This window comes from Caulobacter sp. SSI4214, assembly GCF_012184455.1.
In the GTDB taxonomy this organism is placed as follows: domain Bacteria; phylum Pseudomonadota; class Alphaproteobacteria; order Caulobacterales; family Caulobacteraceae; genus Caulobacter; species Caulobacter vibrioides_E.
This window is the reverse complement of record NZ_SZWJ01000019.1, coordinates 18,033-42,063: the sequence shown is the minus strand read 5'-3', so window position 1 is coordinate 42,063 and position 24,031 is coordinate 18,033. Positions and strand designations below refer to the sequence as shown.

The 24,031-nt window shown below is 64.7% G+C and carries 26 protein-coding genes and 1 pseudogene; 11 read left to right on the top strand and 16 right to left on the bottom strand.

The features are described 5' to 3' along the window. Positions 1-1,914, top strand: a complete 1,914-nt coding sequence (uvrC, locus tag FCU40_RS08115; protein ID WP_241693570.1) for an excinuclease ABC subunit UvrC — start codon at positions 1-3, stop codon at positions 1,912-1,914. Positions 1,915-2,104: 190 nt separating this feature from the next. On the opposite strand, the gene FCU40_RS08110 is transcribed toward uvrC, so the two are convergent. The 4 genes from FCU40_RS08110 to FCU40_RS08095 all read right to left on the bottom strand — a co-directional run bounded on the left by FCU40_RS08110 (position 2,105) and on the right by FCU40_RS08095 (position 5,203). After that, positions 2,105-2,665 carry a hypothetical protein gene (locus FCU40_RS08110; RefSeq protein ID WP_168074250.1) on the bottom strand — a complete coding sequence of 187 codons (561 nt, stop codon included), beginning with the start codon at positions 2,663-2,665 and terminating at the stop codon, positions 2,105-2,107. A 64-nt stretch (positions 2,666-2,729) separates the two neighbouring features. Continuing rightward, positions 2,730-3,461 (bottom strand): hypothetical protein, encoded by a 732-nt coding sequence (locus FCU40_RS08105; RefSeq protein WP_168074249.1) that lies wholly within the window; start codon positions 3,459-3,461, stop codon positions 2,730-2,732. A 7-nt stretch (positions 3,462-3,468) separates the two neighbouring features. After that, the gene (locus FCU40_RS08100; RefSeq protein ID WP_168074248.1) at positions 3,469-4,239 is read right to left on the bottom strand and encodes a hypothetical protein; all 771 of its coding nucleotides are present in this window, start codon (positions 4,237-4,239) and stop codon (positions 3,469-3,471) included. Positions 4,240-4,510: 271 nt separating this feature from the next. Beyond that, positions 4,511-5,203, bottom strand: a complete 693-nt coding sequence (locus FCU40_RS08095; RefSeq protein WP_168074247.1) for a hypothetical protein — start codon at positions 5,201-5,203, stop codon at positions 4,511-4,513. A 555-nt stretch (positions 5,204-5,758) separates the two neighbouring features. Here FCU40_RS08095 and FCU40_RS08090 point away from each other — a divergent pair. Then, entirely contained in the window at positions 5,759-7,555 is a 1,797-nt protein-coding gene (locus FCU40_RS08090; RefSeq protein ID WP_206677320.1) for a DUF3363 domain-containing protein, read from the top strand. On the opposite strand, the gene FCU40_RS08085 is transcribed toward FCU40_RS08090, so the two are convergent. The 3 genes from FCU40_RS08085 to FCU40_RS08075 all read right to left on the bottom strand — a co-directional run bounded on the left by FCU40_RS08085 (position 7,552) and on the right by FCU40_RS08075 (position 8,944). Continuing rightward, complete coding sequence (locus FCU40_RS08085) at positions 7,552-7,986, bottom strand: ribbon-helix-helix protein, CopG family (protein WP_168074245.1); 435 nt, start codon at positions 7,984-7,986, stop codon at positions 7,552-7,554. The genes FCU40_RS08090 and FCU40_RS08085 overlap by 4 nt on opposite strands. Continuing rightward, positions 7,983-8,477, bottom strand: coding sequence for a DUF2840 domain-containing protein (locus FCU40_RS08080; RefSeq protein WP_168074243.1), 495 nt, complete (start codon positions 8,475-8,477; stop codon positions 7,983-7,985). The genes FCU40_RS08085 and FCU40_RS08080 overlap by 4 nt, the downstream gene beginning before the upstream one ends. A 206-nt stretch (positions 8,478-8,683) precedes the next feature. Continuing rightward, a complete protein-coding gene (locus FCU40_RS08075) occupies positions 8,684-8,944 on the bottom strand; it encodes a hypothetical protein (RefSeq protein WP_206677319.1) in 261 nt (86 codons plus the stop codon). Between the two features lie 306 nt (positions 8,945-9,250). Here FCU40_RS08075 and FCU40_RS08070 point away from each other — a divergent pair, with 306 nt between their 5' ends. Then, the gene (locus FCU40_RS08070; RefSeq protein ID WP_168074239.1) at positions 9,251-9,766 is read left to right on the top strand and encodes a hypothetical protein; all 516 of its coding nucleotides are present in this window, start codon (positions 9,251-9,253) and stop codon (positions 9,764-9,766) included. 1,136 nt (positions 9,767-10,902) lie between these two features. Here the strand turns inward: FCU40_RS08070 and FCU40_RS08065 are convergent. Next, the gene (locus FCU40_RS08065; protein WP_168074237.1) at positions 10,903-11,340 is read right to left on the bottom strand and encodes a hypothetical protein; all 438 of its coding nucleotides are present in this window, start codon (positions 11,338-11,340) and stop codon (positions 10,903-10,905) included. A 295-nt stretch (positions 11,341-11,635) separates the two neighbouring features. Then, positions 11,636-11,878: a transcriptional regulator gene (locus FCU40_RS08060; RefSeq protein WP_168074236.1), complete on the bottom strand. Its 243-nt coding sequence runs from the start codon at positions 11,876-11,878 to the stop codon at positions 11,636-11,638. Between the two features lie 262 nt (positions 11,879-12,140). Between FCU40_RS08060 and FCU40_RS08055 the strand changes: the two genes are divergently transcribed. From FCU40_RS08055 to FCU40_RS08045, 3 genes are all read left to right on the top strand, one after another. Then, positions 12,141-12,503, top strand: coding sequence for a hypothetical protein (locus FCU40_RS08055; protein WP_241693568.1), 363 nt, complete (start codon positions 12,141-12,143; stop codon positions 12,501-12,503). 254 nt (positions 12,504-12,757) lie between these two features. Then, a complete protein-coding gene (locus FCU40_RS08050; RefSeq protein WP_168074234.1) occupies positions 12,758-12,937 on the top strand; it encodes a hypothetical protein in 180 nt (59 codons plus the stop codon). Positions 12,938-12,950: 13 nt separating this feature from the next. Next, positions 12,951-14,807 carry a recombinase family protein gene (locus tag FCU40_RS08045; RefSeq protein ID WP_241693567.1) on the top strand — a complete coding sequence of 619 codons (1,857 nt, stop codon included), beginning with the start codon at positions 12,951-12,953 and terminating at the stop codon, positions 14,805-14,807. Here FCU40_RS08045 and FCU40_RS08040 read toward each other — a convergent pair. From FCU40_RS08040 to FCU40_RS08030, 3 genes and pseudogenes are all read right to left on the bottom strand, one after another. Further along, positions 14,695-14,979, bottom strand: a complete 285-nt coding sequence (locus FCU40_RS08040; protein WP_168074233.1) for a hypothetical protein — start codon at positions 14,977-14,979, stop codon at positions 14,695-14,697. The two genes, FCU40_RS08045 and FCU40_RS08040, sit on opposite strands and share 113 nt — an antisense overlap. Positions 14,980-15,072: 93 nt before the next feature. Beyond that, positions 15,073-16,053: pseudogene (locus FCU40_RS08035) on the bottom strand (type ISP restriction/modification enzyme); the annotation flags it as partial. A 12-nt stretch (positions 16,054-16,065) separates the two neighbouring features. Continuing rightward, positions 16,066-18,207 (bottom strand): N-6 DNA methylase, encoded by a 2,142-nt coding sequence (locus FCU40_RS08030; protein ID WP_168074231.1) that lies wholly within the window; start codon positions 18,205-18,207, stop codon positions 16,066-16,068. 80 nt (positions 18,208-18,287) lie between these two features. On the opposite strand from FCU40_RS08030, the gene FCU40_RS08025 reads away from it, so the two are divergent. Further along, the gene (locus FCU40_RS08025; protein ID WP_168074230.1) at positions 18,288-18,545 is read left to right on the top strand and encodes a hypothetical protein; all 258 of its coding nucleotides are present in this window, start codon (positions 18,288-18,290) and stop codon (positions 18,543-18,545) included. A gap of 86 nt (positions 18,546-18,631) precedes the next feature. Next, positions 18,632-19,201, top strand: coding sequence for a sigma-70 family RNA polymerase sigma factor (locus tag FCU40_RS08020; protein ID WP_168074229.1), 570 nt, complete (start codon positions 18,632-18,634; stop codon positions 19,199-19,201). On the opposite strand, the gene FCU40_RS08015 is transcribed toward FCU40_RS08020, so the two are convergent. Together FCU40_RS08015 and FCU40_RS08010 are read right to left on the bottom strand one after the other, a co-directional pair. Further along, positions 19,198-20,385: a class V aminotransferase gene (locus tag FCU40_RS08015; RefSeq protein WP_168074227.1), complete on the bottom strand. Its 1,188-nt coding sequence runs from the start codon at positions 20,383-20,385 to the stop codon at positions 19,198-19,200. The genes FCU40_RS08020 and FCU40_RS08015 overlap by 4 nt on opposite strands. Further along, positions 20,361-21,152 (bottom strand): tryptophan 2,3-dioxygenase, encoded by a 792-nt coding sequence (locus FCU40_RS08010; RefSeq protein ID WP_168074225.1) that lies wholly within the window; start codon positions 21,150-21,152, stop codon positions 20,361-20,363. The genes FCU40_RS08015 and FCU40_RS08010 overlap by 25 nt, the downstream gene beginning before the upstream one ends. A gap of 103 nt (positions 21,153-21,255) precedes the next feature. On the opposite strand from FCU40_RS08010, the gene FCU40_RS08005 reads away from it, so the two are divergent. After that, positions 21,256-21,714 carry an Lrp/AsnC family transcriptional regulator gene (locus tag FCU40_RS08005; RefSeq protein ID WP_004622556.1) on the top strand — a complete coding sequence of 153 codons (459 nt, stop codon included), beginning with the start codon at positions 21,256-21,258 and terminating at the stop codon, positions 21,712-21,714. A 19-nt stretch (positions 21,715-21,733) separates the two neighbouring features. Here the strand turns inward: FCU40_RS08005 and FCU40_RS08000 are convergent, their stop codons facing one another. Further along, positions 21,734-22,252, bottom strand: coding sequence for an ACT domain-containing protein (locus FCU40_RS08000; protein WP_168074223.1), 519 nt, complete (start codon positions 22,250-22,252; stop codon positions 21,734-21,736). A 123-nt stretch (positions 22,253-22,375) separates the two neighbouring features. Between FCU40_RS08000 and FCU40_RS07995 the strand changes: the two genes are divergently transcribed. Together FCU40_RS07995 and FCU40_RS07990 are read left to right on the top strand one after the other, a co-directional pair. Further along, the gene (locus FCU40_RS07995) at positions 22,376-23,374 is read left to right on the top strand and encodes a glycosyltransferase family 2 protein (RefSeq protein WP_168074221.1); all 999 of its coding nucleotides are present in this window, start codon (positions 22,376-22,378) and stop codon (positions 23,372-23,374) included. Further along, positions 23,371-23,820: a GtrA family protein gene (locus FCU40_RS07990; RefSeq protein ID WP_168074219.1), complete on the top strand. Its 450-nt coding sequence runs from the start codon at positions 23,371-23,373 to the stop codon at positions 23,818-23,820. The genes FCU40_RS07995 and FCU40_RS07990 overlap by 4 nt, the downstream gene beginning before the upstream one ends. Here FCU40_RS07990 and FCU40_RS07985 read toward each other — a convergent pair. Next, the gene (locus tag FCU40_RS07985; protein ID WP_168074217.1) at positions 23,804-23,959 is read right to left on the bottom strand and encodes a hypothetical protein; all 156 of its coding nucleotides are present in this window, start codon (positions 23,957-23,959) and stop codon (positions 23,804-23,806) included. The genes FCU40_RS07990 and FCU40_RS07985 overlap by 17 nt on opposite strands. Positions 23,960-24,031 lie beyond the last annotated feature (72 nt).

The window sequence follows — 24,031 nt, the reverse complement described above, 5'->3', positions numbered from 1 at the left end:
ATATCTCCGGCCGTGACCGACGCAACGACCGACACCCCCACCCCTCGCCTGACCGGCGCCGCCCTGATCAAGGACGAGGTCACGCGCCTGCCCGACGCGCCCGGCGTCTACCGCATGATCGGCGAGGCCGACGAGGTGCTGTACGTCGGCAAGGCCAAGAGCCTGAAGAAGCGCGTCGTCCAGTACGCCCAGGGCCGCTTCCACACCAACCGCATCGCCCACATGGTCGACGCGACGCGGGCCATGGAGTTCGTCACCACCCGCACCGAAGCCGACGCCCTGCTGCTCGAGATCAATCTGATCAAGTCGTTGAAGCCGCGCTTCAACGTGCTGCTGCGCGACGACAAGAGCTTCCCCGAGATCGTGATCCGCCGCGACCACGACGCGCCGCAGCTGCGGAAGCATCGCGGCGCCCACACGATCAAGGGCGACTATTTCGGGCCGTTCGCCAGCGCCTGGGCGGTGAACCGCACGCTCAACACCCTGCAGAAGGCCTTCCTGCTGCGCTCGTGCAGCGACAGCGTCTACGAGACGCGCGACCGGCCCTGCATGTTGCACCAGATCAAGCGCTGCGCCGCCCCCTGCACCGGCCTGATCGGCAAGGACGACTACCAGGCCCTGGTCGACCAGGCCGAGGCGTTCCTGCGCGGCAAGTCCCGCGCGGTGATGGCGCAGATGGCCAAGGCGATGGAGGACGCGGCCGAGGACCTGGAGTTCGAGCGCGCCGCCCGCCTGCGCGACCGCATCCGCGCCCTCTCGGCCGTCGCCCAGGAGACCCAGATCAATCCCGAGACGGTCGAGGAGGCCGACGTCGTCGCCCTGCACGTCGAGGGCGGCCAGGCCTGCGTGCAGGTGTTCTTCTTCCGCGCCGGCCAGAACTGGGGCAACCGCGCCTACTTCCCGCGCGTGACCGGCAACGCCGATGAGAGCGAGGACGAGACCACCACCGAGGAGCAGCGGATCCTCACCGCGTTCCTGGGTCAGTTCTACGACGACAAGCCGATCCCGCGCCTGATCCTGGCCAACGTCCCGCCGGCCGAGAGCGAGCTGCTCTCCGAGGCCTTCGCCCTGAAGAGCGGCCGCAAGGTCGAGATCAGCGTGCCCAAGCGCGGCGAGAAGGCCGACCTCGTCGCCCACGCCCTGACCAACGCGCGCGAGGCGCTGGGCCGCAAGATGGCCGAGGGCTCGGCCCAGACCAAGCTCTTGGCCGGCGTCGCCGAGGCCTTCAAGCTGGACGCCCCGCCCGAGCGGATCGAAGTCTATGACAACAGCCACATCCAGGGCACGAACGCCGTGGGCGGCATGATCGTGGCCGGCCCGGAAGGCTTCATGAAGGGCCAGTACCGCAAGTTCAACATCCGCGGCGCCGACCTCACGCCCGGCGACGACTACGGCATGATGAAGGAGGTGCTGAAGCGCCGCTTCGCCCGCCTGGTCAAGGAAGAGGAGGAGGGCGACGACGCCAATCGCCCCGACCTCGTGCTGGTCGACGGCGGCCAGGGCCAGCTGGACGCGGCCCTGGAGATCATGGCCGACCTCGGCGTCGACGACATCGCCGTGGTCGGCGTCGCCAAGGGCCCCGACCGCGACGCGGGCCTGGAGCGCTTCTTCCTGCCCGGCCAGCCGCCGTTCATGCTCGAGCCCAAGTCGCCGGTGCTCTACTACCTGCAGCGCCTGCGCGACGAGGCCCACCGCTTCGCCATCGGCGCCCATCGCACGCGCCGCTCGATGGACCTGAAGAAGAACCCGCTCGACGAGATCGAAGGCGTCGGCCCGGGCCGCAAGAAGGCCCTGCTCCACGCCTTCGGCTCGGCCAAGGGCGTCAGCCGCGCCAGCGTCGAAGACCTGGTCAAGGTCGAGGGCGTCAGCCAGGCCCTGGCGGAGCGGATTTTCGGGTTTTTCCGGAAGGGGTAGCCCTCCCCTCTCCCCTTGCGGGAGAGGGTGGCCCGAAGGGCCGGGTGAGGGGTCGCATTTTTCCCTAAACCGACAAACGGTTTGTGTATCGGTCTAGGGCCTCCGCCTCGCGCACTTGCGTCGGGTATCAACCGAGACCGACAATACCAACGATTCCGATCTACAGACGGCTGGGTGATCGCGCCTTTGTTTATCCAATTGCCGCCCGAAAAGCACCGACGGCTATACCCAGGAAACAAGCAAGATAAAATAGCAGCAGCAGAAAGATGCGAATGCGTCCGTCGTCCTCCGGCCGCGCGCTGCTGGCAAATCGCGGCGCCGTAAAGAGCCTCAACGATATCTTAGCGGCCCTTTCCATCACTCGCATGGCAAACGCTATGTCCGGATCGAGCTTGCCGGCGCCATCGTTGGCGACTCCAGCAGAAGCGGCCTTGCTGATTGCGTCAACATTCTCGCGACTGGGGAGCGGCTCAAAGGCGTCTACGATCACGCGGAAGGGCGACGGAGACTTCTCCGCCTCACGCTCCTTCAGCTCGATCCCTACATCTTCGAGGCCCAAGCGAGCCACTGCTTTGACTACATCGGGAGACGCGGCGTCACCGATTATGGCTGCGAGCTTGATTGCTCGGTCCCATTTGCGTTCATTACGTTGAGCGAACTGGTTCTGGAGATAAAGAAGCGCGCTAATGAGCGCGATTATGACTGTCGCGAACACGCCAACGATGGTCCAGGCGAGCGAAGCAGCTTCCAAATCTTCCCCCCCAAAGGCACCGTTAAGCTAGACGGTTCTAAGTATCTGTCCACAGGTCGGCTATCTATCGCCAGCCTTTCAGTGCGACCGCACCCGCGATAATCGCGAGCGCATACAAAGCCCAACGCTGCAGCTTCATCGACTCTCGCAACAACGGCGCAAGGTCGGCACCTACCGATGTCTGTGGCGCACGCCTCGCTTTAGTCTCGTCATCGTCGTAGTCAGGTTCCGGGATTTCAAGCAATGGAAGCTCGTAGCTCACGTTCACGACAGGCAACATCTTTTGGTCGGTATTATCCGCCCATTTCTTGACACTTCCGTCGGGCGCCCAGCCGTATTCCAAGCCACGCACTTCGATAGAAATCTGCTTTACGAAGCGGCCGCTTTCAGCGAAACGCACCAGCGAAGCCATCACTTCGGACGGGGTGTAGAGATCGAATACGATCGAAGCTGGAGTGCTCTCCAATCCGTCCTTGCTGCTCCATTCGGCGTGGTAGCTCATCGTGCCGCAAACGATGTCTTCGTCGCTCCTGAAGGTGTCCTTGACACCCTTTGTGCGTTCGGTAGCCCACTCTACCAACTCGGGCTCCGTATTCCGAAATGTGAGTCTCATATCGAACTCGCCGGACGGCCCCAGCTTCCCAATTTCCTCGCCCGTCCCGAGTTCAAGCTGATCTGGAAAGGCGGGCTTTACGCTAAACACCAAAGCCCATTTGCCGTCGCCTGCGACGCCGTAACCCACGCCAAAGGTAGAAGTCAGTTTAGCTGACAGGACGTTGAGTTTGATGGAAGGCATGGCTGCGCTATTCCTGAACTGTGGCGTCGAGCACAATTTCCTCGCTAAAGTCGGGCGAGGATCGGTAGTAGCTCTCAAATCTGCGTTCACCGTCGTCGAAGACCGAGAAGAGGCCGAACTCGTTGGTATCCTTTAGGTGGATCCCGTAGCGGTTCTCGGCGAAGTGGTGGACGTAGCGCACAGAGAAAAAGTCATTGTTCAAGTCGAGAGATTTCTCTGTATTACGCGCAAACCAATAGAGCCGCATTGTTTCATTAAGCCGCTTTTTGAAACGGGTATCTTTGAGTCGCTTTGCATAGGTGATTGCGTGCTCAGCATCGGAATCACTTGTCGGTTTGGCGACGTATTTCCAAGCCGGATCGCCGGCGATCTGCAAAGATTGCCAGCGAATGATGTTGAGGTAATTCTCCTCGACCTCGTCATGCCCAACTGTTCCAAGCGCGTCCGAATACAAGACGTGCTCTCTCGACCCGACGAAATCGAAATCCGAAATAAACGGCGTATCGGCGGCTATACGCTTCAACAATGCGTGTCTGGTGGTCGCATCAGCCGACAATATATCAGCCTCGATAGCGCGAGCCCGGGCGTAAAGCGCAATGTATCGGTCTGGATTGGTCTTGAAGAGCCAGTTACCAAGTTCCCGGCGGAAGGTCCGCATTAACAAATCTTGGTCGGCCGCCGATCGCCGGGCGCTCTGTTCGGTTGTCTCTTGCACAATCTTGCCAAGGGTCGTGGCAGCGATCAAGAAACCGCCAACGGCACCTACCAGTACGCCCATACAGAGCCACAACCAAAACATGTCCGCGCCCTCAAAGCTCGAGCTTGAAGTTAGCGCGTAAGGCAACGCTGAGAAGCGATATTCGAGGCTACACGACCGCGAACCTGGCGGCCATGGCTGCACGTCGGGACAACGGGCCCAACGGCCTGGCGGCTGGCCAGGCCGAGCGCGCCAGGCGGCTCTGCTCCCTCCGCCGCCCGACTAAGGCCTATGTCCGCGCGTAACGGCGCCGAAGTTTTAGCAGCAACTGCCGCAAGCACCATTTAAGGCGCTATCCTTGCTCCTTCGAAGCCGGGTGCCGCTTTCGCTTGTGAGACATGAGCCCAAGGAGCAACCACACCGCGAGAGCCAGTTCATGGCGCGGTAATCTGTCTTGCAACTGATCAATAAATTCTGGCCTCTCACGCAAGAGTGCGATCGCTTCGGCCGGTGTAGAGAAAGGGTTTTTCCCGATCTGCGCTTCCAATTCAGGACCGCTAGCCATCAGGCTGTCTACATAGGACTTCAGCAATGCCTCAGCGGCAAAACGATTAACTGTCGCTGGAATGTTGGGACCCAGGTCCGCGATTTCCCAAAGTCGGGGACGATGATCGGCAAGCTTAAAAGCCCGCTGCGAGTGAGCAGCCGCGTTTCGAAGCTTCCTTAGCGCGTCGGCGGAATCATAGACATTCTTGCTAATGAAGCCGGCCATATAGGCCATGTCGAGACGTGCGGAAAAGCTCGCAAGTAGGCCTGGATAGCCCAGAAGAGATTTAGTTCGTTTAGCTGAGAACGGAGCCAACTCACTGATCGTAAGCGCTAGATGAGACGACACTATGTCTGCGGCCACTAGGATCGCGCCGCGATCGGTTTCCCGCGCAAATTCGTCAAGTAGTGCGCCCAAGGCCTCGGAGACCAACGGATCGTCTAAGAACTGCGCCGCGTCTTCGTCTCGACCACCGCCGCCGTGAGTGTATTCGGTCATAGACAAGCTTCTTTGGAGGGCGTGAGCCCGTGGGGTCGCAATCACGGTGACATTGTTCTCAATACACCAGAACGCACTGACGCGACTGTTTTGAGAGACGATCATCAGGCTGCGCCCTGGAGTAAGCCGCAACGCTCCGAATTTTGTGTCTCAACGGTCAACGGCAAGATTGAAGCGTCCGGGGCCAACGGACCCTCACGCGGTTGTCTGCACACTGGAATTTCCAAGACCATCAGCAGCGGGAGTGGTCTCGCCGCGAGGCTGGAGTCTTTCTTTTTCTGCGCCATAGGCGCCCCTACTCCCAGCCACGCTTGCCGCTGGAGGCCATGAGCGCAAGCTGGCGCCATGGACGACCACCTCTTGGATTTCGAGATCCGGCCTGGCCGCATCCGCAGCGACGGACGGCAAGCGTTAGGTCGTGGACAGCGCCTCTCGCGCCTCGTCGCCAATCCGGCACGGACGGCGTCGCGATCGAGTGGCCGAAGCCCGACCAGACGCTCAGGCTCACCCGGCCGGTGCTCGCGGATCGGCCGAGGCCAAGACGCCGCCAACGCGATGAAGTTTCGCGGCGGTGGCGCCCGCTTTCGCCGCGTCGTCATCAAGACCCGCATGGCGGCCTTGAAGCTTGGGAGCCAGGCGGCCGGCGCGCATTTGCGCTACCTCGTGCGCGATGGCGTCACCCGTGATGGTCAGCCCGCCGGCCTCTACGATCGCGATGGCGAAGGCGTTGACGGCGCGGCCTTCACCGCGCGCGGCGCCGGCGACCGCCGCCAGTTCCGGTTCATCGTCGCGCCCGAGGACGGCGCCGACCTTTCCGACATGCGCGCCTTCACGCGCGACCTCATGGGCCAGATGGAACGCGACCTCGGGACCAAACTCGATTGGGTGGCGGTCGTTCATTTCAACACCGGCCATCCGCACAGCCATGTCGTGGTCAGAGGCAAGGACGAGTTGGGCAAAGACCTGATCATCGCCCAGGACTACCTGACCCACGGCCTTCGCCATCGCGCCCAGGAACTGGCGACCCTGGAGCTAGGCTTGCAGACCGAGCAGGAGGTCGCCCGCAAGCGCGAGGCCGAGATCACCGCCGAGCGCTTCACGCACATCGACTGCGGCCTCGTCGCCGACATGACCGCGGCGCGCACCGTCGACATGCGACCAGACGCCGGCCAGGTTCGCGCCGATCACGAGGCGACCTTGCGCCAAGGCCGGCTCAGAACCCTGGAGCGCATGAACCTCGCCGAGCAGGTCTCTCCCGGCGTCTGGCGGCTCTCGGAGGATCTGGAGTCGACCTTGCGCGGCCTTGGCGAGCGCGGCGACATCATCCGCGCCATGAGCCGAGCGGTCAGCCGGCGCGGGCGCGAGGCCAACCCCGAGGCCTTCGTCATCGACCCGGCCAACGATCCCTCAACGCCCAAGGCCGGGCGGGTGATCGATAAGCGCCTGACCGACGAGTTGGGCGATCGGGTCGGCTTGGTGGTCGATGGGATCGACGGCCGAGTCCGGCACGTCGAGGTCGATGGCGACACCGCCGCCGATATCCGCATCGGCGCTGTCGTCGAGACCGGCGCCAAACCCGCCAGCCGACCAGCGGACAGAACCATTGCCAGCCTTTCCGAGGATGGCGTCTATCGCCCCAGCGATCATCGACAGCGGCTGCTCAGTGGCGAGATGAAGCTCCCGCCCGGCGCCAGCGCCGACGATCTCGTCAAGGCGCATGTTCGCAGACTGGAGGCGATACGCCGGGCCGGTTTGGTGGAACGCTGGAGCGAGGATGCCTGGAGCATTCCCAAGGACTTCGCGGCCCGCGCCGAGGCCTTCGAGCAGGGCCGCCGCTCCCAGGTGCGCCTGTTGTCGGCCTTCGACCTGGAGAGCCAGATCCGGAGCGATGGCGCGACCTGGCTCGATCGTCGGCTCGCTGGAGGTGAACGGCTAGAGGCCGCACCGCAGGGCTTTGGCGCTGAGGTCGAGCGCGCGCTCGATCGACGGCGGGAGGCGCTGGTCCAACAAGGCCACGCCACGCGCGGCGCCAATGGCGATTGGCGCGCCAAGCCAGACTTGCTGGCGACGCTGGAGCGTCAGGAGATAAACTGGCGCGGCGAAGCCATGGCCAAGGACAGGGGCTTGCCGTTCCGAATGCCCGAGCCCGGCGAGAGTGTGCGCGGCAAACTGGTGGATAGCGTGCAGATGGCGTCCGGCAAGTTCGCGGTCATTGAAGGCCACATGGACTTCGCGCTCGTGCCGTGGCGGCCCGTGATGGAGCGCTATCGGGGCCAGGACATCGCCGGCACGGTTGAGATGGGCGGTAACATCTCCTGGCAGCTCGGACGTAGCCGAGGCCTCGGCATCTAGCGCCCGGCGGGCTCGTCGCCATCGAGCCCAAGCCCGCCTGGTTCGAACGCTTGGTCGGTGAGCGAGGCGCCGCTGCTGAGGCGCCGGTTCAGGGCCTGGATAAAGTTGCCATAGCGCTTCTGGCCAAGCGCCCGCGTCGCCGGCTCGTCGGCGGCCGAGACGACCGGTGTCGCGCCCAGCCAGGTGCGGATGAAGATAGCCAAGGCTTCGTTGCCGACCTGGGCTTCGCGCTCCAGCCGCTCCATGTGCTTGTTCATCCGGTCCAGGCGGCGCAGCAGCGCCGCTTCGGTGCGTTCGGCGCCGTCTGGCGACATGAACGAAGCCAGGGCCGCGCGAACGATCTCTGATTTGGGTCGGCGGGTGCGGATCGACAGTTGATCGAGCGCCTTGGCAAGATCGGCCGGCAGATAGACCTTCGTCTCGACCTTCATGCCGCGTCCTCGTCAACGAGGCCCAAGCGCTTGCGCGACAGCCAGGCCCGATGGCGGGCGCGGGTGTAGGGCGATGGCGGTTCGGCGACGGCGATCCGGCCGCCGACATGGCGCCAGTGGTCAGGACAGACGCGCTCGGGATTGATGCCCAGCGCCTCGATGGCGTCGATAGCTTCCAGGCCGGCGCGAACCTTCACCCAGGTCTTCAGGTCGAGGAGGACTTCGGCGCCGGGATTCACGAACGGAACGCGGTCAAACGGCTCGCCCGGCTCGATGGCGCGAAGGACCCAGAGGCGAGAGAGCGTCGTGCCGTAGTAGCCGGCTTCCCAATGGACGAGGGCGAAGACCGCGCCAGGGACGAAGCTAGCGGCGCGGCGGCGACGGTCGTGGACGATTTCGTCAGCAGGCCGGCCGAAGCGGACCCAGCGCTGGAGGCGGTCCTTGAGCCAGATCAGCTCAACGGTGGTCTCGGCAGACGTGGCATCGGGCATGGCGGCGGCTCCTGGCCGCCATTGCGCCGGTCAGGCCGCATGGTTCGCAATCCCCCGCGCACGCCCGTCGAAGAAAGACAGGCTCTGGCGAAGAAAGGGAAAGAGCCGGAAACGTTCTGATCGGCGCCAGCCGCGAAAGCGGACCCTTCCGAATTCCGAGAAGGGTGGGAAAGGGGCGTTGCCCTTGCTCAGTCGGGAGCCGTAGCTCAATCGATTTCGCTCTCAATGTAGGCCTCATAGCGACGCTGTATCGCCCGACCGCCGAAATAGAGCGCGACGCCGACGCCAAACACGATAACCGCACCGACAATGTTGCCAGCGAGCAGGACAGCGTCCCGTAGCCTGATGGCCTCGGGTAGGTTTGCGGCAGCGAGCACGCAGCTAAGGGCGCCGACGAACACGCCAAATCCGCGCAGCAGAGCAATCTGAAAAAGGTAATAGCGCTGGCGCGCGGTCGGCTTGGCCATGAGCGAAGCCTGAACCATCCGATGGAAGATGTGAATGTCCATCAAGGGCCGTTCGTCGCCGGGAGCACGGCGCCAGCATTCGGACGTTCAGCGGCGTTGTCGCCCAACGGACCTTCCCAACTTCGGCTCGGGGTCGGGACCCGAAATTGACACCGCGCCCACAACCGGACCTTGGCCGCCTGAAAGAGCGGTGGCGGGTCGGTGGCCTCAATGTCCGGCTTCGGCATGGGGGTTTATTTCCGTTCCCGACCCTGAGCGGACATTCATGCGGCCTGTCCGATGCGAGGCTTTGTGCTGTATTAGGTTTTGAAGATTTTCCCGGAGGGCAGCGCCCTGTTTAAGTGGCTCCGAAAATGGGCGTCTCCAGCCTCTGTCAAACTTCACCATCACGCTGTCGTCTATCGTTCGAATGGCGCGCTCATCGTTGCGCCGATCGCCCGCTCCAAGGCTGGCATAGGCCTGGAGATTGAACCTTCTTTCGTGCCTCAGCCTATTGATGCCAGGCTTTTCGGCGGTCAGATCGAAGAGGCCCTGACGAGGTCCTATCGGTTCGTGTCGGACACAGGAAAGGATGGTTTTAGCTTTCAACCCTTTCTGAAAATCGCGAAAGTTCGCAGCTACAGGGCGTTCATGCGCGACGCCCGACGGATCTCGATACTCAAGTCTCCAGAAGGATTTCTCGTCGAAGAGGACGAGAATCGTGGATCTAAGGGTTTCGGATCTGATCGTGGCGCGGAGCCGATCATCGTGCCGGGCACGGCGTTCGACGTCGCTCAAATGGTTCAAAGCCTGCTTGAAAGCGACCCGCCTAAGGTTCGCTAACCGCCGAGGCTGTGTGGAAACCCCGAAGCACCCTAACCTCAAGCGCGCCATCGCCGTCGTCGGCGCCCAACCGCTGATCGCGGCGATGCGGGCCTGAGAAAGAAAGCTCCGCGCCGCCCCACCTCTCCATTACGTCAGAGGCGTTTCCACACAGCCTCCACCGTCGCCGCCATCGCCGACTATGTGGCAACGCTCCCTGCTGGACCGCTTAAGGTCCGCTGAGGGTGGTTAGCTGCCGGCAGACGCCGGCGCTACTGGCACTGGACCGATCCCCTTCACCGTGATCGTGACGTCCTGCCCATTCGCCGATTGCCACAGCACAACCGCGATGAGGGCGATGACGAAGGCCAAGCCAATTAGCGCCGTCCAATTGCGGGAACCGTCGTTTGGCTGAAGCATCGGGAGGGCCTGCATAGTGCTCGCACAAGAAAAGCCGCACTAGCACATCCATCTGACGGTCGCCTCAAAATCGGAACGCACGAACGTCGCTCAAGGGTGGGGAGCGGGCTTTGGTAGACGAGGCGCTCTTGCTAACGTGTCGTCATGCGCATCATTGCTACGCTGATCTGTGTAACTGCCTGGGGGCTGATCGCCGGAGTGGCGTGGGCATGCTCTTGTCCAACTTGGAGAAGTGCCTCGGACCAACTCGGCTTTGCAGATGTCGCGTTCGTTGGACGCGCGGTATCGACGGTGCCTGACTCGGCAAAGGGGCGCGAAGGATACGTGGTCACTGAGTTCATTGTCTCCCGCACACTGAAGGGCGGGCATCGCGCTGTTCAGCGGATCGCGCACGCGCCCGGTGCTTGGGGGGCTGCCTGCGGTATAGACTTCGTTCAATCACGAGACGTTCTCGTACTTACCCGCACGCAGGGCAGCGAGCTGTCCACAAGCTCCTGCGCCAGACCTCAGTTCGCGCTGGGCGACTTTGAGCGAGCCGCTGCGCGCTGAGAGCTACTGGCAGGTCGGAGTCCGCTCAGGGTCGGGACCCGAAATTGGCACCGCACCGACAACCGGACCTTGGCCGAGTGAAAGAGCGGTGGCGGGGTGGTGACCTCAATGTCCGGCTTCGGCTAGGGCGCTCATTTCCGTTCCCGACCCACCTGAGACCTTGGGAAGGTCTGCTTCAGCGCCAAAGATCAGCTCAATGGGAAGCTGATTGCCGTCGCCGAGCGGTCGTCCATGAACCCCTCAGAAGCTTCGTAGTGGGGATCTCGGGCGTGCTGGAAAAAGCGCAGATCGGAAGACTTCTCTCTCAGGCTGACCCGCATGGCGTCCGTCAGGGGACGTTTCATATGGACCACGAGAGCCTTCGACCACTGCGCGACAGCTTCGATCGAGCCGCCCGCGTCCAACGCGGAGCCAAGGACGTTCAGGATCGCCGCCGAAAACGTCTTTGGCTCCTCATGATCGCCGCCAAAGTAGCTGTAGAAAGTTGATCGAGCCTGCTCTTCGCTGACAACGTGGGCCTCGCGCTCTCCTTCTTGCCACCACGACCCGCAGAAGGGGCAATGGCGAAGATGTGCGTGCGCTTCGATGCTTGTGGCCACTTTGTTCGGTACGTCCGAACGACCCATCAGGATACCGGCGCGGCAGTGCTGACAGCCTCTACTCATCCAATTGGTCATAGTGCGAAGCTAGAGGCCCTTGCGGCAGCAATCCACCCCGAACGGAAATTGCGAGGGTCCGGTTCTTGGCATTGCCGACTTCGTCGGCGGCCAGCCGGTGATCGCCCCCTCAAGGGCGGCCTTGCCGCCGCCTGCGGCGGTGCGCTCCGCGCCCCCTTGACCGGCCGCTCACCGCCCGGCTTGGGCTCGGCAAGCGGTTTAAGCCTAGCTAGGCGCTCCGCGCCTGCGGCTTAACCGCAGCCTCCTAGAGTTTGAGGCGCACACCTGGGCCGACGCCACTGGCTTCATCGGCATCCAAGAAAACGACACCGGCCTCTTCCAGCGCTCGGCGGACCGCCTCGACGTTGGCAGCAGAGCTACGGCCCGGACCGATCTGACTTTCCATCCGCCGAATGGTCTGCAACGCAAGGCCGGCCGTCTCTGCAAGCCTTGCTCCTGTCCAGTCCACGAGCGCACGACCAGCTCTGATTTGAGATGCGGTGATCATTAAAACGTACTTTTTGTACGCCTCAACGTACTTTTAGATTGATTGAGGCGGCTTGAGGCTATAGTCTCACGATACTCACTGAATCAGGACCTACGCTATGGCCCAGCGTCGAAAGACGGGCGACGGCGCTCGCCCGCCTGCCATCTCACGTCGCGCTGTCATCGGCGCAACCGCCGTTCCGTTCGCGGGGCCTGTGCGGGGACTTCCAGCGCCAGGCGCTGTCGATATCCCCACACGGTGCGCGGCCTGGGTGGCGGTGGACATGGAGATCAGCCGCCTCTGCAATCGGTGGTCCGAGCTGGAAGTCCAGGCCGCCAAGCAGTTCAACTATTTCAACATGAGCGACGCCCAGATCAGCGCCCTGCCGATGGGGCCTGAGATGGACGCCGTGGACGCCGAATGCCGGCGCCTTGGCGATGTCTGCGAAGAGGCCTTGGAGCCTCTGGGCAAGCTGACACCGCGCACGATCGAGGACGCCACGGCCATGCTCGCCATCGCTTATCGCCTCCTGCGTTTGCAGGAGGACACGCCTTGGCCGTTCGTGAACAAGGCCTGGACCTTCCTGTCCAAGGCGCATTGTCCCGGCTGTGGCGCCGCCTACGCCGCCAAAACGTTGCCGGTTTAAGCGCAATGAATTGGGACCCAAACCCCAGATCGTCGCGTGTGAATGGCGGATTCGTTGCCGGTCTGGCGCGTCTGGCGGCTCTGACCCGACAAAATTTCGCTCTTCGCTTTTTCTCCCCATTGACGTTCGGGATATCCGGCGAGGTCTCCGGGGTTCTCCAAAGTTCGACATTGGGGGCCGCATCGTGCCCCGCCCCGCCTTTGACCTCACGCGACGCGCGCCAAACCCTGTTGGCTCCAGTTGTGGAGCCAAGCATGGACGCCCCCTCTCCCCCGCCTGCACAGCCTCTCATCCCCGCCAACGATGGCCCGCCGATCAGCGAGCAGGGCCAGGCCGCGCTGCTGACCCTGGCGCGGCTCATCGGCCGCCAGATCGCGCGTGAGGAATTTGCCCGGCGGATGGCGGCGGCCAATGCCGACGACACCCCAGCTTGAAGGGAGTTTCCCGATGACCCGCGTCGCGCTTTACGCTCGCTATTCCGACGACAAGCAGTCGGCGGCCTCGATCGAGGACCAGTTCCGGGTCTGTCAGATTTACGCCGATCGCCAGGGCTGGACCGTCGTCGCACGCTACTCGGATGCGGCGATCTCCGGTTCGACGGTGATCCTGCGTCCGGGGGTTAAGGCGCTGCTGCATGAGGCCATGGCGGGCAAGTTCGATGTGGTCCTGGCCGAGGCGCTGGACCGGCTCAGTCGCGACCAAGAGGACATCGCCGCGCTCTTCAAACGCCTGCGGTTCGCGGGGGTGCCGATCGTCACCTTGTCTGAGGGCGAGATCAGCGAGCTGCACGTCGGCCTGAAAGGCACGATGAATGCCCTGTTCCTGAAAGAGCTGTCCGCCAAGACCCATCGCGGTCTTCGCGGGCGGGTGGAGGCTGGCAAGGCCAGCGGCAACAAGTGTTATGGCTACGGCGTCGTCCGCGCCTTCGACGCCGCCGGCAAGGTGACGACCGGCGAGCGCGAGATCATCCCCGAGCAGGCCGAAGTGGTCAGGGGCATTTTCCGCGACTATGCGGCCGGTAAGAGCCCGCGTCAGATCGCCTTGGCCCTGAATGAGGCGGGCGTCCCGGCGCCGCGCGGCCGCAACTGGAGTTCGCAGACCATTCGCGGCAAGTGCAACGGCGTCCACGGCATTCTCAATAACCCGCTCTATGTTGGCCGGATGGTCTGGAACCGGGCCAGGGATCTTCGCGACCCCGACACGGGTGGCGTCAAGCGCCGGGCCAATCCCGAAAGCGAATGGGTTCACGCCGACGTGCCGCACCTGCGGATCGTCGATGACGCCTTATGGGAGGCCGCCAAGGCCCGCCAGGAGGAGTTCTCGCGCGTCTATGAGCAGGCCCTGACAGAGGGCAAGCGTCTGTTGGGCGCGGCTTCGGCGGCGCGGCGCCCGATCAGCCTGCTTTCGGGGCTCGTGGCCTGCGGCGTCTGTGGCGCGGCGATCAGTCGGCGGGGCAATGGTCGGATGGCCTGTATTGGCCACGCCAGCGGCAAAGGCTGCTCGAACAGCACGACGGTGGTCGCCGATCGGCTAGAGGCGCGTGTGCTTATGGGTCTGCGAGACCGGCTGCTGACGCCGCAGATCGCGGCCGAGGCCATGCGGTCCTTTATCGAGGAGACCAACCGGCTCAACCATCAGCGCCGGGCTAACGAGGCGGTGGATCGTCAGCGGCTGGAGAAGGCCCGTAAGGCGTACAAGGGCCTGATGACCATGATCGAGCAAGGCGAGTACACGCCGGGGATGGTCGGTCGTCTTCGCGAGTTGGAGAACGAGGTCGCCGCCATTGAGGCGGCCTTGGCCGAAGCCCCTCGCGATGTTCCCGACATTCACCCCAACATCGCCGAGCTATACCGCCGCAAGGTCGAGCGGTTGACCGAGGCGCTCGCCGACCCCGATAATCGCACCGAGGCGGCGACAGCCTTACGGGGTCTGATTGAGAAGGTCGTTGTTACCCCGACCGGGCGGCGCGGCGAGCATGATGTTCGGTTGCTCGGGGATCTCGAAACGATCCTGGCTTGGGCCGAAGACCGAAAGGCCCTCATGCAAGCCCCGCTGAGGTTGTCCTTTCGCCACGGAGGCGAAGGCATAGCGGTGAAGGACTGTGAGGGGTCGCGCGGGCGCCTCCGGGAAACCCCTCATCCGTCGGCTGCGCCGACACCTTCTCCCGCAAGGGGAGAAGGGGGTTTAGGCGTCAGCCGTCCAGCCGCGCGGCCTCGGCGTCGAGCTTGGCGCGCCAGTCGGCGGCCTCGGCCTCGTCCAGCAGGCCCAGCAGGTAGGGCCACACCGTTTCGCGGAACAGCTTGACGCGCGAGGCCGACCACGGCCAGGCGCTGGCGCCCCGCATCGTCTCGACCATGTCGACCAGGCGGTTACGCACATGCTCGGGCTTGACCTGATACGGCGCCGGACCGACGGACTCGGCGGCGCCAAACAGGTCGCCTTGGGGGTCGTCGAGCGCGCGCTGAGCTTGGCCCATGGCGGGACTCCAAAACTGATTCCGGCCCCGAGTATCGCGCGCCCGGCGCCCCGCGCACAGTCCGACCGCCGACTTATCCCCGCCAAAGCGACCCTAGGCCGCCTGTTCCGGGAAGGCGTCCAGATAGGCTTCGTCGATCCTGGCCATCTGGTCGATGGTGAAGGCCAGCACCTCGGCGACGGCGCCGATGTGGGTGGTCTCGTCCAGCGACAGCGCGCGCCCCTTGCGCGACTTCAGATACTTGTCCAGCACCTGGTAGCCGCCGATATGAAAATCCCAGACCGCCTGCGGCACGGGCGCGAAGTTCTGGCTCTTGTTGATCCAGATCGCCTGCTCCTCGGGCGAGTATCGCACAGCCTCGACCGTGTGGTCGCCCTTGCCGTGATAGACGCCGAGGCGCGGCGTCGCGGCGGGAACGTCGCGAAGCAAGTGCGCTTGAACCAGGTCCCAGCCAAGGTCGGACAGTGCATCGAACTGCGCCTTGGTCTCGGCGAAGGGGATGCGGGGGAAGTCTATCCTCAGGAACTCGGAGAAGCGGGAACGGTAGGCGGGAGCGTTTAGGATAGCATAGACGTAGCCGAGGACCTCCTCGGGAGTGTAATGATGATTGTATGTAGTATCGACGTAATCGCGGAATTTCGGCGCTAAATTCTCCGCACCCGTTGCGAGATGGAGCGGAAAAACCTGGTTTTGGGACTTCGTGTCACTAGAAATCAGGCAGCTCTCAGCGGGGCAATCTGCTATTAAAACATGTCTCCACGTGGCGGTTCCGATTTGTCTCGGAGCCAAGAGGCAGAGGTTATCTCGATCGGCTACGTGATCGAGCAACTCTCGGCGGGGATAGTCCATCGTAATCTTGCCGAACTCACTCCAGCGAGAGTCAAACGGGCGGTAAGCAACCTGGCTTATTGCGGGCATATTCTCTCGAATTAAGGCGCGACTGGAGGCTAGACTCCAGTCGCGATTGCTTCGGATGCCGTATGATTTCTCTAGGTCGCCATCTGTCTTCTGGGGATCCGCGAGCGCCTCAAGTTTCTCTCTCATCTCGGTCTTCGTGAACGAGATAGCGAAAGCGTCACGATGAGTTTAAAAACCTAGGACATTAATCGGAAAAATGTCGATAAGAGAATACCCTGCCTGGTAAAGAGCCCTAACTTCGGCATTTTGCTTCGCAAATAGATAATTATCTGAGACAGGGTCAATACGTCCAAATCCTATATTAGTGAGGTCCGCTTCTGCAACTGACCTATATTTCTCAAGCCTCCTACCCCAGAGGTCGCCACGCCAGACGCCTTTTTCTAAGCCTGCTTTTTTAACAAATAGACTGACAGCGACACCTTGCTCGATATCGAAGACATTTTCGTCTTTCGATCCGTCCGCAGCCTTCTCCTTCTTCTTCGTATTGCCGTGAAGATCGAGCACGTAGATCTGGTCGAACGTCCTCATCAGCGACTGACGCATGCCTCGAAACGTCGGATTATCCAGCCATGAGTGGTTCGTGATGATGCCAACAACCCCCTCGTCGACTGCGTCGATCTTTTGCTGGGCGAAGCGAATGAACTTGACGTAGTCGTCGTTGAGCCATTTGGGATTGCGTTCACCGAGCGGCTTGTGAACGGTCAGGCCGTTCTCATCCTGCTCTATTGTGAACTTGTAGGCGTCTATCTGCTCCTTGATCCACGATCCATTGTTCTTCGAGTGTCCTGAATACGGAGGATTGCCGGTAATGACCAAGATCGGCTGATCCTTAACCCGCTGCGCCGCCTCGACCTCGGCCGCCAACGCGGGCATCAGGAAGTTCCGCTCCGGCTTCACCGGCTCCAGCGTGTTGGTCAGGAAAACCTGCAACCGCTCGTCGTCGCGTAGCGGATAACCCTTGTCCTTCAGGTACTGGGACAGCTTCAGGTGGGCGATCGTGTAGGGCGCGATCAGGTATTCGAAGCCGTACAGGTTCTTGGCGATGTGCTCGCGCACGATCTGGTCGGCGCGGCCCGCGTCCGCGCCGCCGATATTGGCGAAGATGCGCTCGAACACCTCCAACAGGAAGGTGCCGGTGCCGGCGGCGAAGTCCAGCACCGTGACCTTGCGGTGATCGGCCAGGCCGTCGCGAATGCCGAACTTGTCCTTCAGGATGTCGTCCACCGCGCGGACGATGAAGTTCACCACCGGCGGCGGGGTGTAATAGACGCCCCGCCCCTTGCGCATGGCGGGGTCGTAGGCCTTCAGGAAGTCCTCGTAGAAGTAGATGAACGGGTCGCGCTCGAAAAGGCGATGCTCCTCCTCGTCTCCGGCCCGCATCTTGCGGCTGATCGCCTTGCGCGACCGGAAGCTGAGATCGTTATGGATCGCCCCGAGATCGACGCCGTTCACGATCGACAGGATCTCGTCGATGACCCAGCGGATGTCGCGGTATTCGGCCTCGCCCATCTCGTCGAGGAAGCGCACCAGCTCGCGGATCAGGGCGAAGCTGCCGGGGATGAACTGGCGCACATTGGTCAGGGTGATGGTCTGGGCCGGCCCCGCGTTCAGCCGCGCCAGGAACAGGCCATAGGCCAGCATCTGGGCGAAGGCGTCGGCGAAGTCGGCGATGGTCAGGTCGTGAAACACCTGATCGCGAAAGGCCTGGAACAGCGCGAACAGCCGCCCTTCGGTGTGGTCCTTCTGCTGGCGGGTCAGCTCGGTGGTCAGGAAGTCGCGCAGCATCGCCGCGCGGCTGGCCAGCGCCAGGGCCAGGTCGTGCGATCGCCCGATCCGCTGGGGCGCGGCCGAGAAGAAGCCGCGCAGCAGCAGGCGCACGGCTTCGACCGACTCCGGCTTTAGCCGCAGCGTCTTCGAGGACAGGTCGTCGGAATAGGCCAGACGCTCCCGCACGGTCTCGCCGTCGGGCTTGAGCCAGCAGAATTCGAGGTAATCGGTCAGGACGATGTTGTCCGACAACTTACGGTACTTCTTGATCTGGTCGGATTTGAGAACCTTGGACAGGTTCTCGTCGATCGTCTTGACCTCGACATAGCCGGCGATCCGACCCTGGCGCGTGACCTTGAAGTCGGGCGAGCCGCCGCCGCTCTTGTCGCGCGGCGGCTCATGCTGGACGTGGGCGCCTGGCTCGGCGTCGTTAGCCGCCGCTTGCAATAGGGCCTCCAGCGCGCCGCGGTCTGAGTGCTCGGTCTTGGCGTCGACCGGTGTGGCCGCGAGCGCTCTGAAGTAGACTTCGAAATCCGCAGGCATTCCCGTCCCCAACCTCGTTTCAGCGCGACGCCGTGTCATACCAAACCGGCCCAACGCCCGAATCACGCGATGATTCAGCCATGTCTCAGCTTGAGCTATTCATACAACCTGTCGTCGTCGAGCCAACCGTTCCGTCGGTGGACTCGATCCGGGCGCGTCTCGAGGCCGTGCTGGCCGCATTGCGTGGGGCCGAGACCATGCCGCTGACGCCGCGCGAGCTGGCGTTCTGGACCGTGGTGACGCCGCAGATGTCCAACTGGCTGCCGCCGGAGGAGAAGGCGGCGGTGTGCGCCGAGTTCGAGGCCCATGTGGCGCGGCTAAGCGCGCAGGCCGCCTGAAGCCGGTCACCAACCGTCGTTACCCGTTGGAACCTCCCCCGTTCCGGCTCGTTGTAGAGCTCGTGAGATTGTCGAGGGAGGCCCCCATGGACCAGCTACAGACCAAGACCTTCGAGCGCGAGCTGATCGCCCTGATCCCGCATCTGCGGGCCTTCGCGCGGTCGCTGTGCGGCGACGCCACCAGCGCCGACGACCTGGCGCAGGAGGCCGTGGCCAAGGCCTGGGCCAGCCGGGCAAGCTATCAGATGGGCACCAACATGAAGGCCTGGACCTTCATGATCCTGCGCAACCAGTTCTATTCGGAAAAGCGCCGCAGCTGGCGTTCGGTGGGTCTGGACCAGGAGACCGCCGAGCGGACCCTGGTGGCCAACACCAATTTCGACGGCGCCATCGCGCTGGACGACCTGCGCCAGGCGATGCAGATGCTGCCCGAGAGCCAGCGCGAGGCGCTGATCCTGGTCGGCGCGGGCGGCTTCTCCTACGAGGAGGCGGCCGAGGTGATCGGCGTGGCCGTCGGCACGGTCAAGAGCCGCGTCAGCCGGGCCCGCAACGACCTGGTCCGCATCTTCGAGACCGGCGACTATGTCCGCGACGGCCAGCCGGTCGGCGAGGCCATGGCCTCGATGCTGAAGACGCTGGAGCGCCTGGCGGCTTAGTCCGGAAGGCCCGCGCACGCCGCGCGAAACGCCGCGATGTCGGCCTCGTCGTGATAGATCGACAGGCCCACCCGCAGCACGTCGTCGCGGACGTCGACCACCACGCCCTTTTCGGCCAGCGCCTGCTTCCAGGCGCTGGCCTTTTGGTGTCGCAGGGCCAGGAAGCGCGCCTGGGGTCCCTCGCCGGGCGGATTGAGGATCTTAGCCTCGCTCAACGGCCCCGCCTCCCCGGCCGCGATCGCCGCCAGCAGCCGCGCCTGGAGCCGCGTCGCGTGGGCCGCCATCGCCGCCGTGCTCAGCCCCTCGGCCTCCAGCATCCGCCCCGCCGCCACGAAGCGGTAGAGGCCCGACGGGTCGAAGGTCGCGCCCAGGAAGCGGCTGGCGTCGCGGGCGTAGCCGACCCCGCCGGGCGGCCCTTCCAGATCGCCGAACTCGGCGTACCAGCCGGTCTGGACCGGGCGCGGGCCAAAGCCCGGCGGGGCGTGCAGGAAGGCCGCCCCCTCCCCGGCCATGGCGTACTTGTAGCCGCCGGCGACATAGAAGATCCGGTCGGCGACCGCCGACAGGTCGGTCGGAACGGCCCGGAAGCCGTGATAGCCGTCGACCACGACCCACGGCCCCTCGGGCCCGGCCAGGTCCGCCAGGTCCCAGACACGCGCGAACACCCGGCCGGTCTTGAAGAAGACGTGGCTGGCGAAGATCAGGTCGAACCCGCCCTCCCGCGCCGTCGCCAGGAAGCGCTCGGCGAGGTCGGGCGCGGCGCTGTCGATCAGGGTCGGCGCGATCAGCCCCGCCTCGGTCCAGCGGGCGGCCTGGCGGCGGAACGAATGGAATTCGCCGTCGGTGGCCAGCACCCGGATCGGACGCGGCCGCTCCAGCGCCGACAGCAGCCCGGTCAGCAGGACGTGAGTGTTGGGCGCGAACACCACCGTGTCCGGAGACGGCAGGGAAAGCTCGCGGGCGACCAGGGCTTGGGCGGCCGGATAGACCTGGCCCAGGGCCTTGTCCCACTTGTGGTCGGCCAGGACGGCGGCGTCCTCCCAGGCTTCGATCTGGGCCGCCAGGGTGACGTCGGGCCACAGGTGGTGGCTGTGGGCGGCCATGTGCAGCCGGCCCGGCGCGGACAGGGCGCGCGAGAACAGGTCCTTGCGCGCCCCGCTCACAGCTTGGTCCTCAGCGACCACAGCTCGGGGAAGGCCCGGCGGCGCAGGGTGGCGGCCAGATAGCCGACGCCGTCGGTGCCGCCGGTGCCCGGCCGCCCGCCGATGATCCGCTCGACGGTCAGCACGTGCTTGTGGCGCCAGGTGACCAGGGCGTCGTCCAGGTCGACGAGCTTCTCGGCCAGCTGGTACAGCTCCCAATAGCGCGACGGGTCGCGATAGACCGCCAGCCAGGCGGCCTCCACCGCCTCGGACGCGACATAGGCCTGGGTGAAGTCGCGATGCAGGGCCGCGTCCGGGACCGTCAGGCCGTGCCGCGGCAGCTGGGCGATGGCGACGTCATAGAGGCTGGGCGCGGCCAGGGCCGCCTTCAGCATCGCCAGCCCCTCGGAGCCCTCGGCCTGGAACTTCAGGAAGCTCTGGTCCTTCAGGCCCAGCAGGTATTCCAGCGTGCGGAACTGGTGGGACTGGAAGCCCGAGCTCGACCCCAGCTCGCCCCGGAAGCTCAGATAGTCGGCCGGGGTCATGGTGGCCAGGATGTCCCACGACAGGGTCATCACCGTCTGGATCCGCGAGACCCGCGCCAGGGCCTTGTAGGCCGGCTCGACGTCGCCCGACGCGATCAGCCGCTTCGCCAGGCCGATCTCGTGGATGATCTCCTTGAGCCACAGCTCCTTGGTCTGGTGGATGACGATGAACAGCAGTTCGTCGTGCCGGTCGCTGAGCGGCTTCTGGGCGGCCAGCAGCTGGTCCAGGTCCAGGTAGCGGCCGTAGGTCATGGCTTGGGTCATGGCGGAACGTTAGCCGCCCTCTGGCGGAACATTGTTTCGCTTTGCGCGGCGACGGCCTGCCACGCTAGAACGATATTCTGGATTTCTGAAATCGGAAAGAACGATGACCTCGCTGACCCGGTCGGACCTGGCCATCCTCCGGATCCTTGAGGACGACGCCCGCATCTCGTTCGCGGCCCTGGCCGAGCGGGTGGGCCTGTCGAAGTCGCCCTGCTGGTCGCGGGTGCAGGCGCTGGAGAAGCAGGGGGTGATCACCGGCTACCACGCCCGCATCGACCCCGGCGCGGTGGGCAAGGGCCTGACGGTGTTCGCCCAGGTGACCATCGACTTCACCCGCCACGAGGCCTTCGAGGCCGCCGTCCTGCGCCACCCGGCCATCACCGACTGCCACTCGACCGCCGGGGCCGGCGACTACCTGCTGCGCGTCGTGGCGGCGGACGTGGCCGACCTCGACCGCCTGCTGCGCAAGGACCTGAGCCAGCTGCCCGGGGTCCAGCGGTTCACGACGACGGTGTGCATGAAGGCGATCAAGGCCGGCGGCGGGGTGATGGCGGGGGCGTGAGGGAGGGGGCGCTGAGCCCTCACCCGGCCGTCAGCGCGACATCGACCATGATCTCGCCCGAGATCGCCTCCAGCGCCGCCTGGACGGCCTCGGCCTTCAGGGTCGGGGGCAGGCGCAGGCGGGCTTCCAGGTGGAACAGCGGCGCGCCCGAGTGGGGCTCGACGCTGAGGTGGGTCTCGAAAGCCTCGATATTGGCGCCCAGGCCGCTGACCACGCCGGTGACCTGGCGGACGATGCCGGGGCGGTCCTGGCCGACCACCGAGAAGCCGACCACCTCGCCGGTCGCCTCGGCGGCCGAGGGCGCGGCGGCGGCGATGCGGACCTCCAGTCCCTGGGCGTCCACCGCGCCGACGGCCGCGCGCAGGGCCTCGACCCGGGCCTCTTCCAGGTCCACCAGCACCGAGCCGACATAGAGCCCGCCCAGACGCGACAGATGGCTCTCCAGCCAGTTGCCGCCGGCCGAGAACACCGCGCCGGCCAGGGCTTCGGTCAGGCCGGGACGGTCGCTGCCGACGACGCTGAGGATCAGGGTGGCCATGTCGTGTCTCGCTGAAGGAACCCGGGCGCGGGCCGGGCGAACCAGCCACGCGCGCCGTTCCGCGTCAATGCTCGGCGAAGTCGAGGCTTCCCCGGGCACGCCGAACACGGTTAAACCGGGGCCATGACCTCGTCGTCCGCGCCCCTCGCCGCCTCGCTCGTGACGCGCTCTCGCGTCGGCAAGCGGCTGTCGCTCATCGCCCCCTGCTACAACGAGCAGGAGGTGCTTGACCTGTTCTTCGCGCGGATCGACGCGGAGATGGCCAAGCTGGCCGTCGACTACGAGATCGTCTGCGTCAACGACGGCAGCCGCGACCACACCCTGGCGGTGCTGCTGAAGCACCATCAGCGCGACCCGCGCGTCAAGGTGATCAACCTGGCGCGCAACTTCGGCAAGGAGATCGCCCTGTCGGCCGGGCTGGACGCGGCTGTCGGCGACATGGTCGTGCCCATCGACGTCGACCTGCAGGACCCGCCCGAGCTGATCGGCCAGTTCATCGCGGCCTGGGAGGCCGGCGCCGACGTGGCCTATGGCGTTCGCGTGGACCGCAGCGCCGACTCGCCGCTCAAGCGCTTCACGGCCCAGGGCTTCTACCGCGCCTTCAATCGGCTGTCGGACGTCGACCTGCCCTACAACGCCGGCGACTACCGGCTGATGGACCGCCGCGTGGTCGAGGTGCTGCGCCAGCTGCCCGAGCGCAACCGCTTCATGAAGGGCCTGTTCGCCTGGGTCGGCTTCCGGCAGACGCCGGTCCCCTACGCCCGACCCGAGCGCGCCGCCGGAACCAGTTCGTGGCGCTACTGGAAGCTCTGGAACTTCGCCCTGGACGGCATCACCTCGTTCAGCACCGCACCGATCCGGATCTGGAGCTATGTCGGGGCAGTCGCCGGCGTGCTGGCCGTGGCCATGGCCGTCTTCATCGTGGCGCGCACCCTGCTGTTTGGCCGCGACGTGCCCGGCTATCCGTCGCTGATGGTGGTGATCCTGATGAGTTTCGGCCTGCAGATGCTGGCCATCGGCGCGCTGGGCGAATACGTGGCCCGCATCTATCAGGAGGTGAAGGGCCGGCCGCTGTACGTGGTCATGGACCGTTACGGGTTCGAGGCCCAGGAGCCGGCGTGACCCTGGCGAGCCTGCTCACGCCCCCGCGCCGGGCGTTCCTGATCTCGGCCCTGCGCTATGGCGTGGCGGGGATCTTCAACACCCTGGTCGGCTTCTCGATCATCCTGGCCCTGGACCTGGGTCTGCATCTGGACCCGCACCTGGCCAACGCCATCGGCTACGCCGTCGGGATCTGTGTCAGCTTCGTGCTCAGCAAGGTCTTCGTGTTCAAGGCCCGGCGAACCACGCGCTCGGCCCCGCTGCGCTACATCGTGGCCGTGGCCATCGCCTTCGCCCTGAACCAGGGCGTGCTGACCCTGGCCAAGCTGGTCCTGCCGACCGGCAAGCTGTGGAGCGTGGCCGCCCAGGGCTCGGCGGCGGTCAGCTACACCGCCGCCCTGTTCCTGCTCAGCCACTTCTGGGTGTTCGCGCACCAGCCGCCGGCCGGCTCTACCGCGGCGCCGTGATCGACTGCACCGCGATCCTCAGCGTCCGGGCGTCGGCACGGGGACGCCGGGCGTCGGGCAGGTCGAAGCCGCACAGCAGGATCGGGACGACGGCGGCGAACAGCGCCTGTTCGCGAGACACGGACTTCGGCGAACGCATGGATTCCCTCTGAGGACAGCGTGGCGGCATAACATTCCGGACGGCTGTGAACACCCTGACCGCACCCGGAGG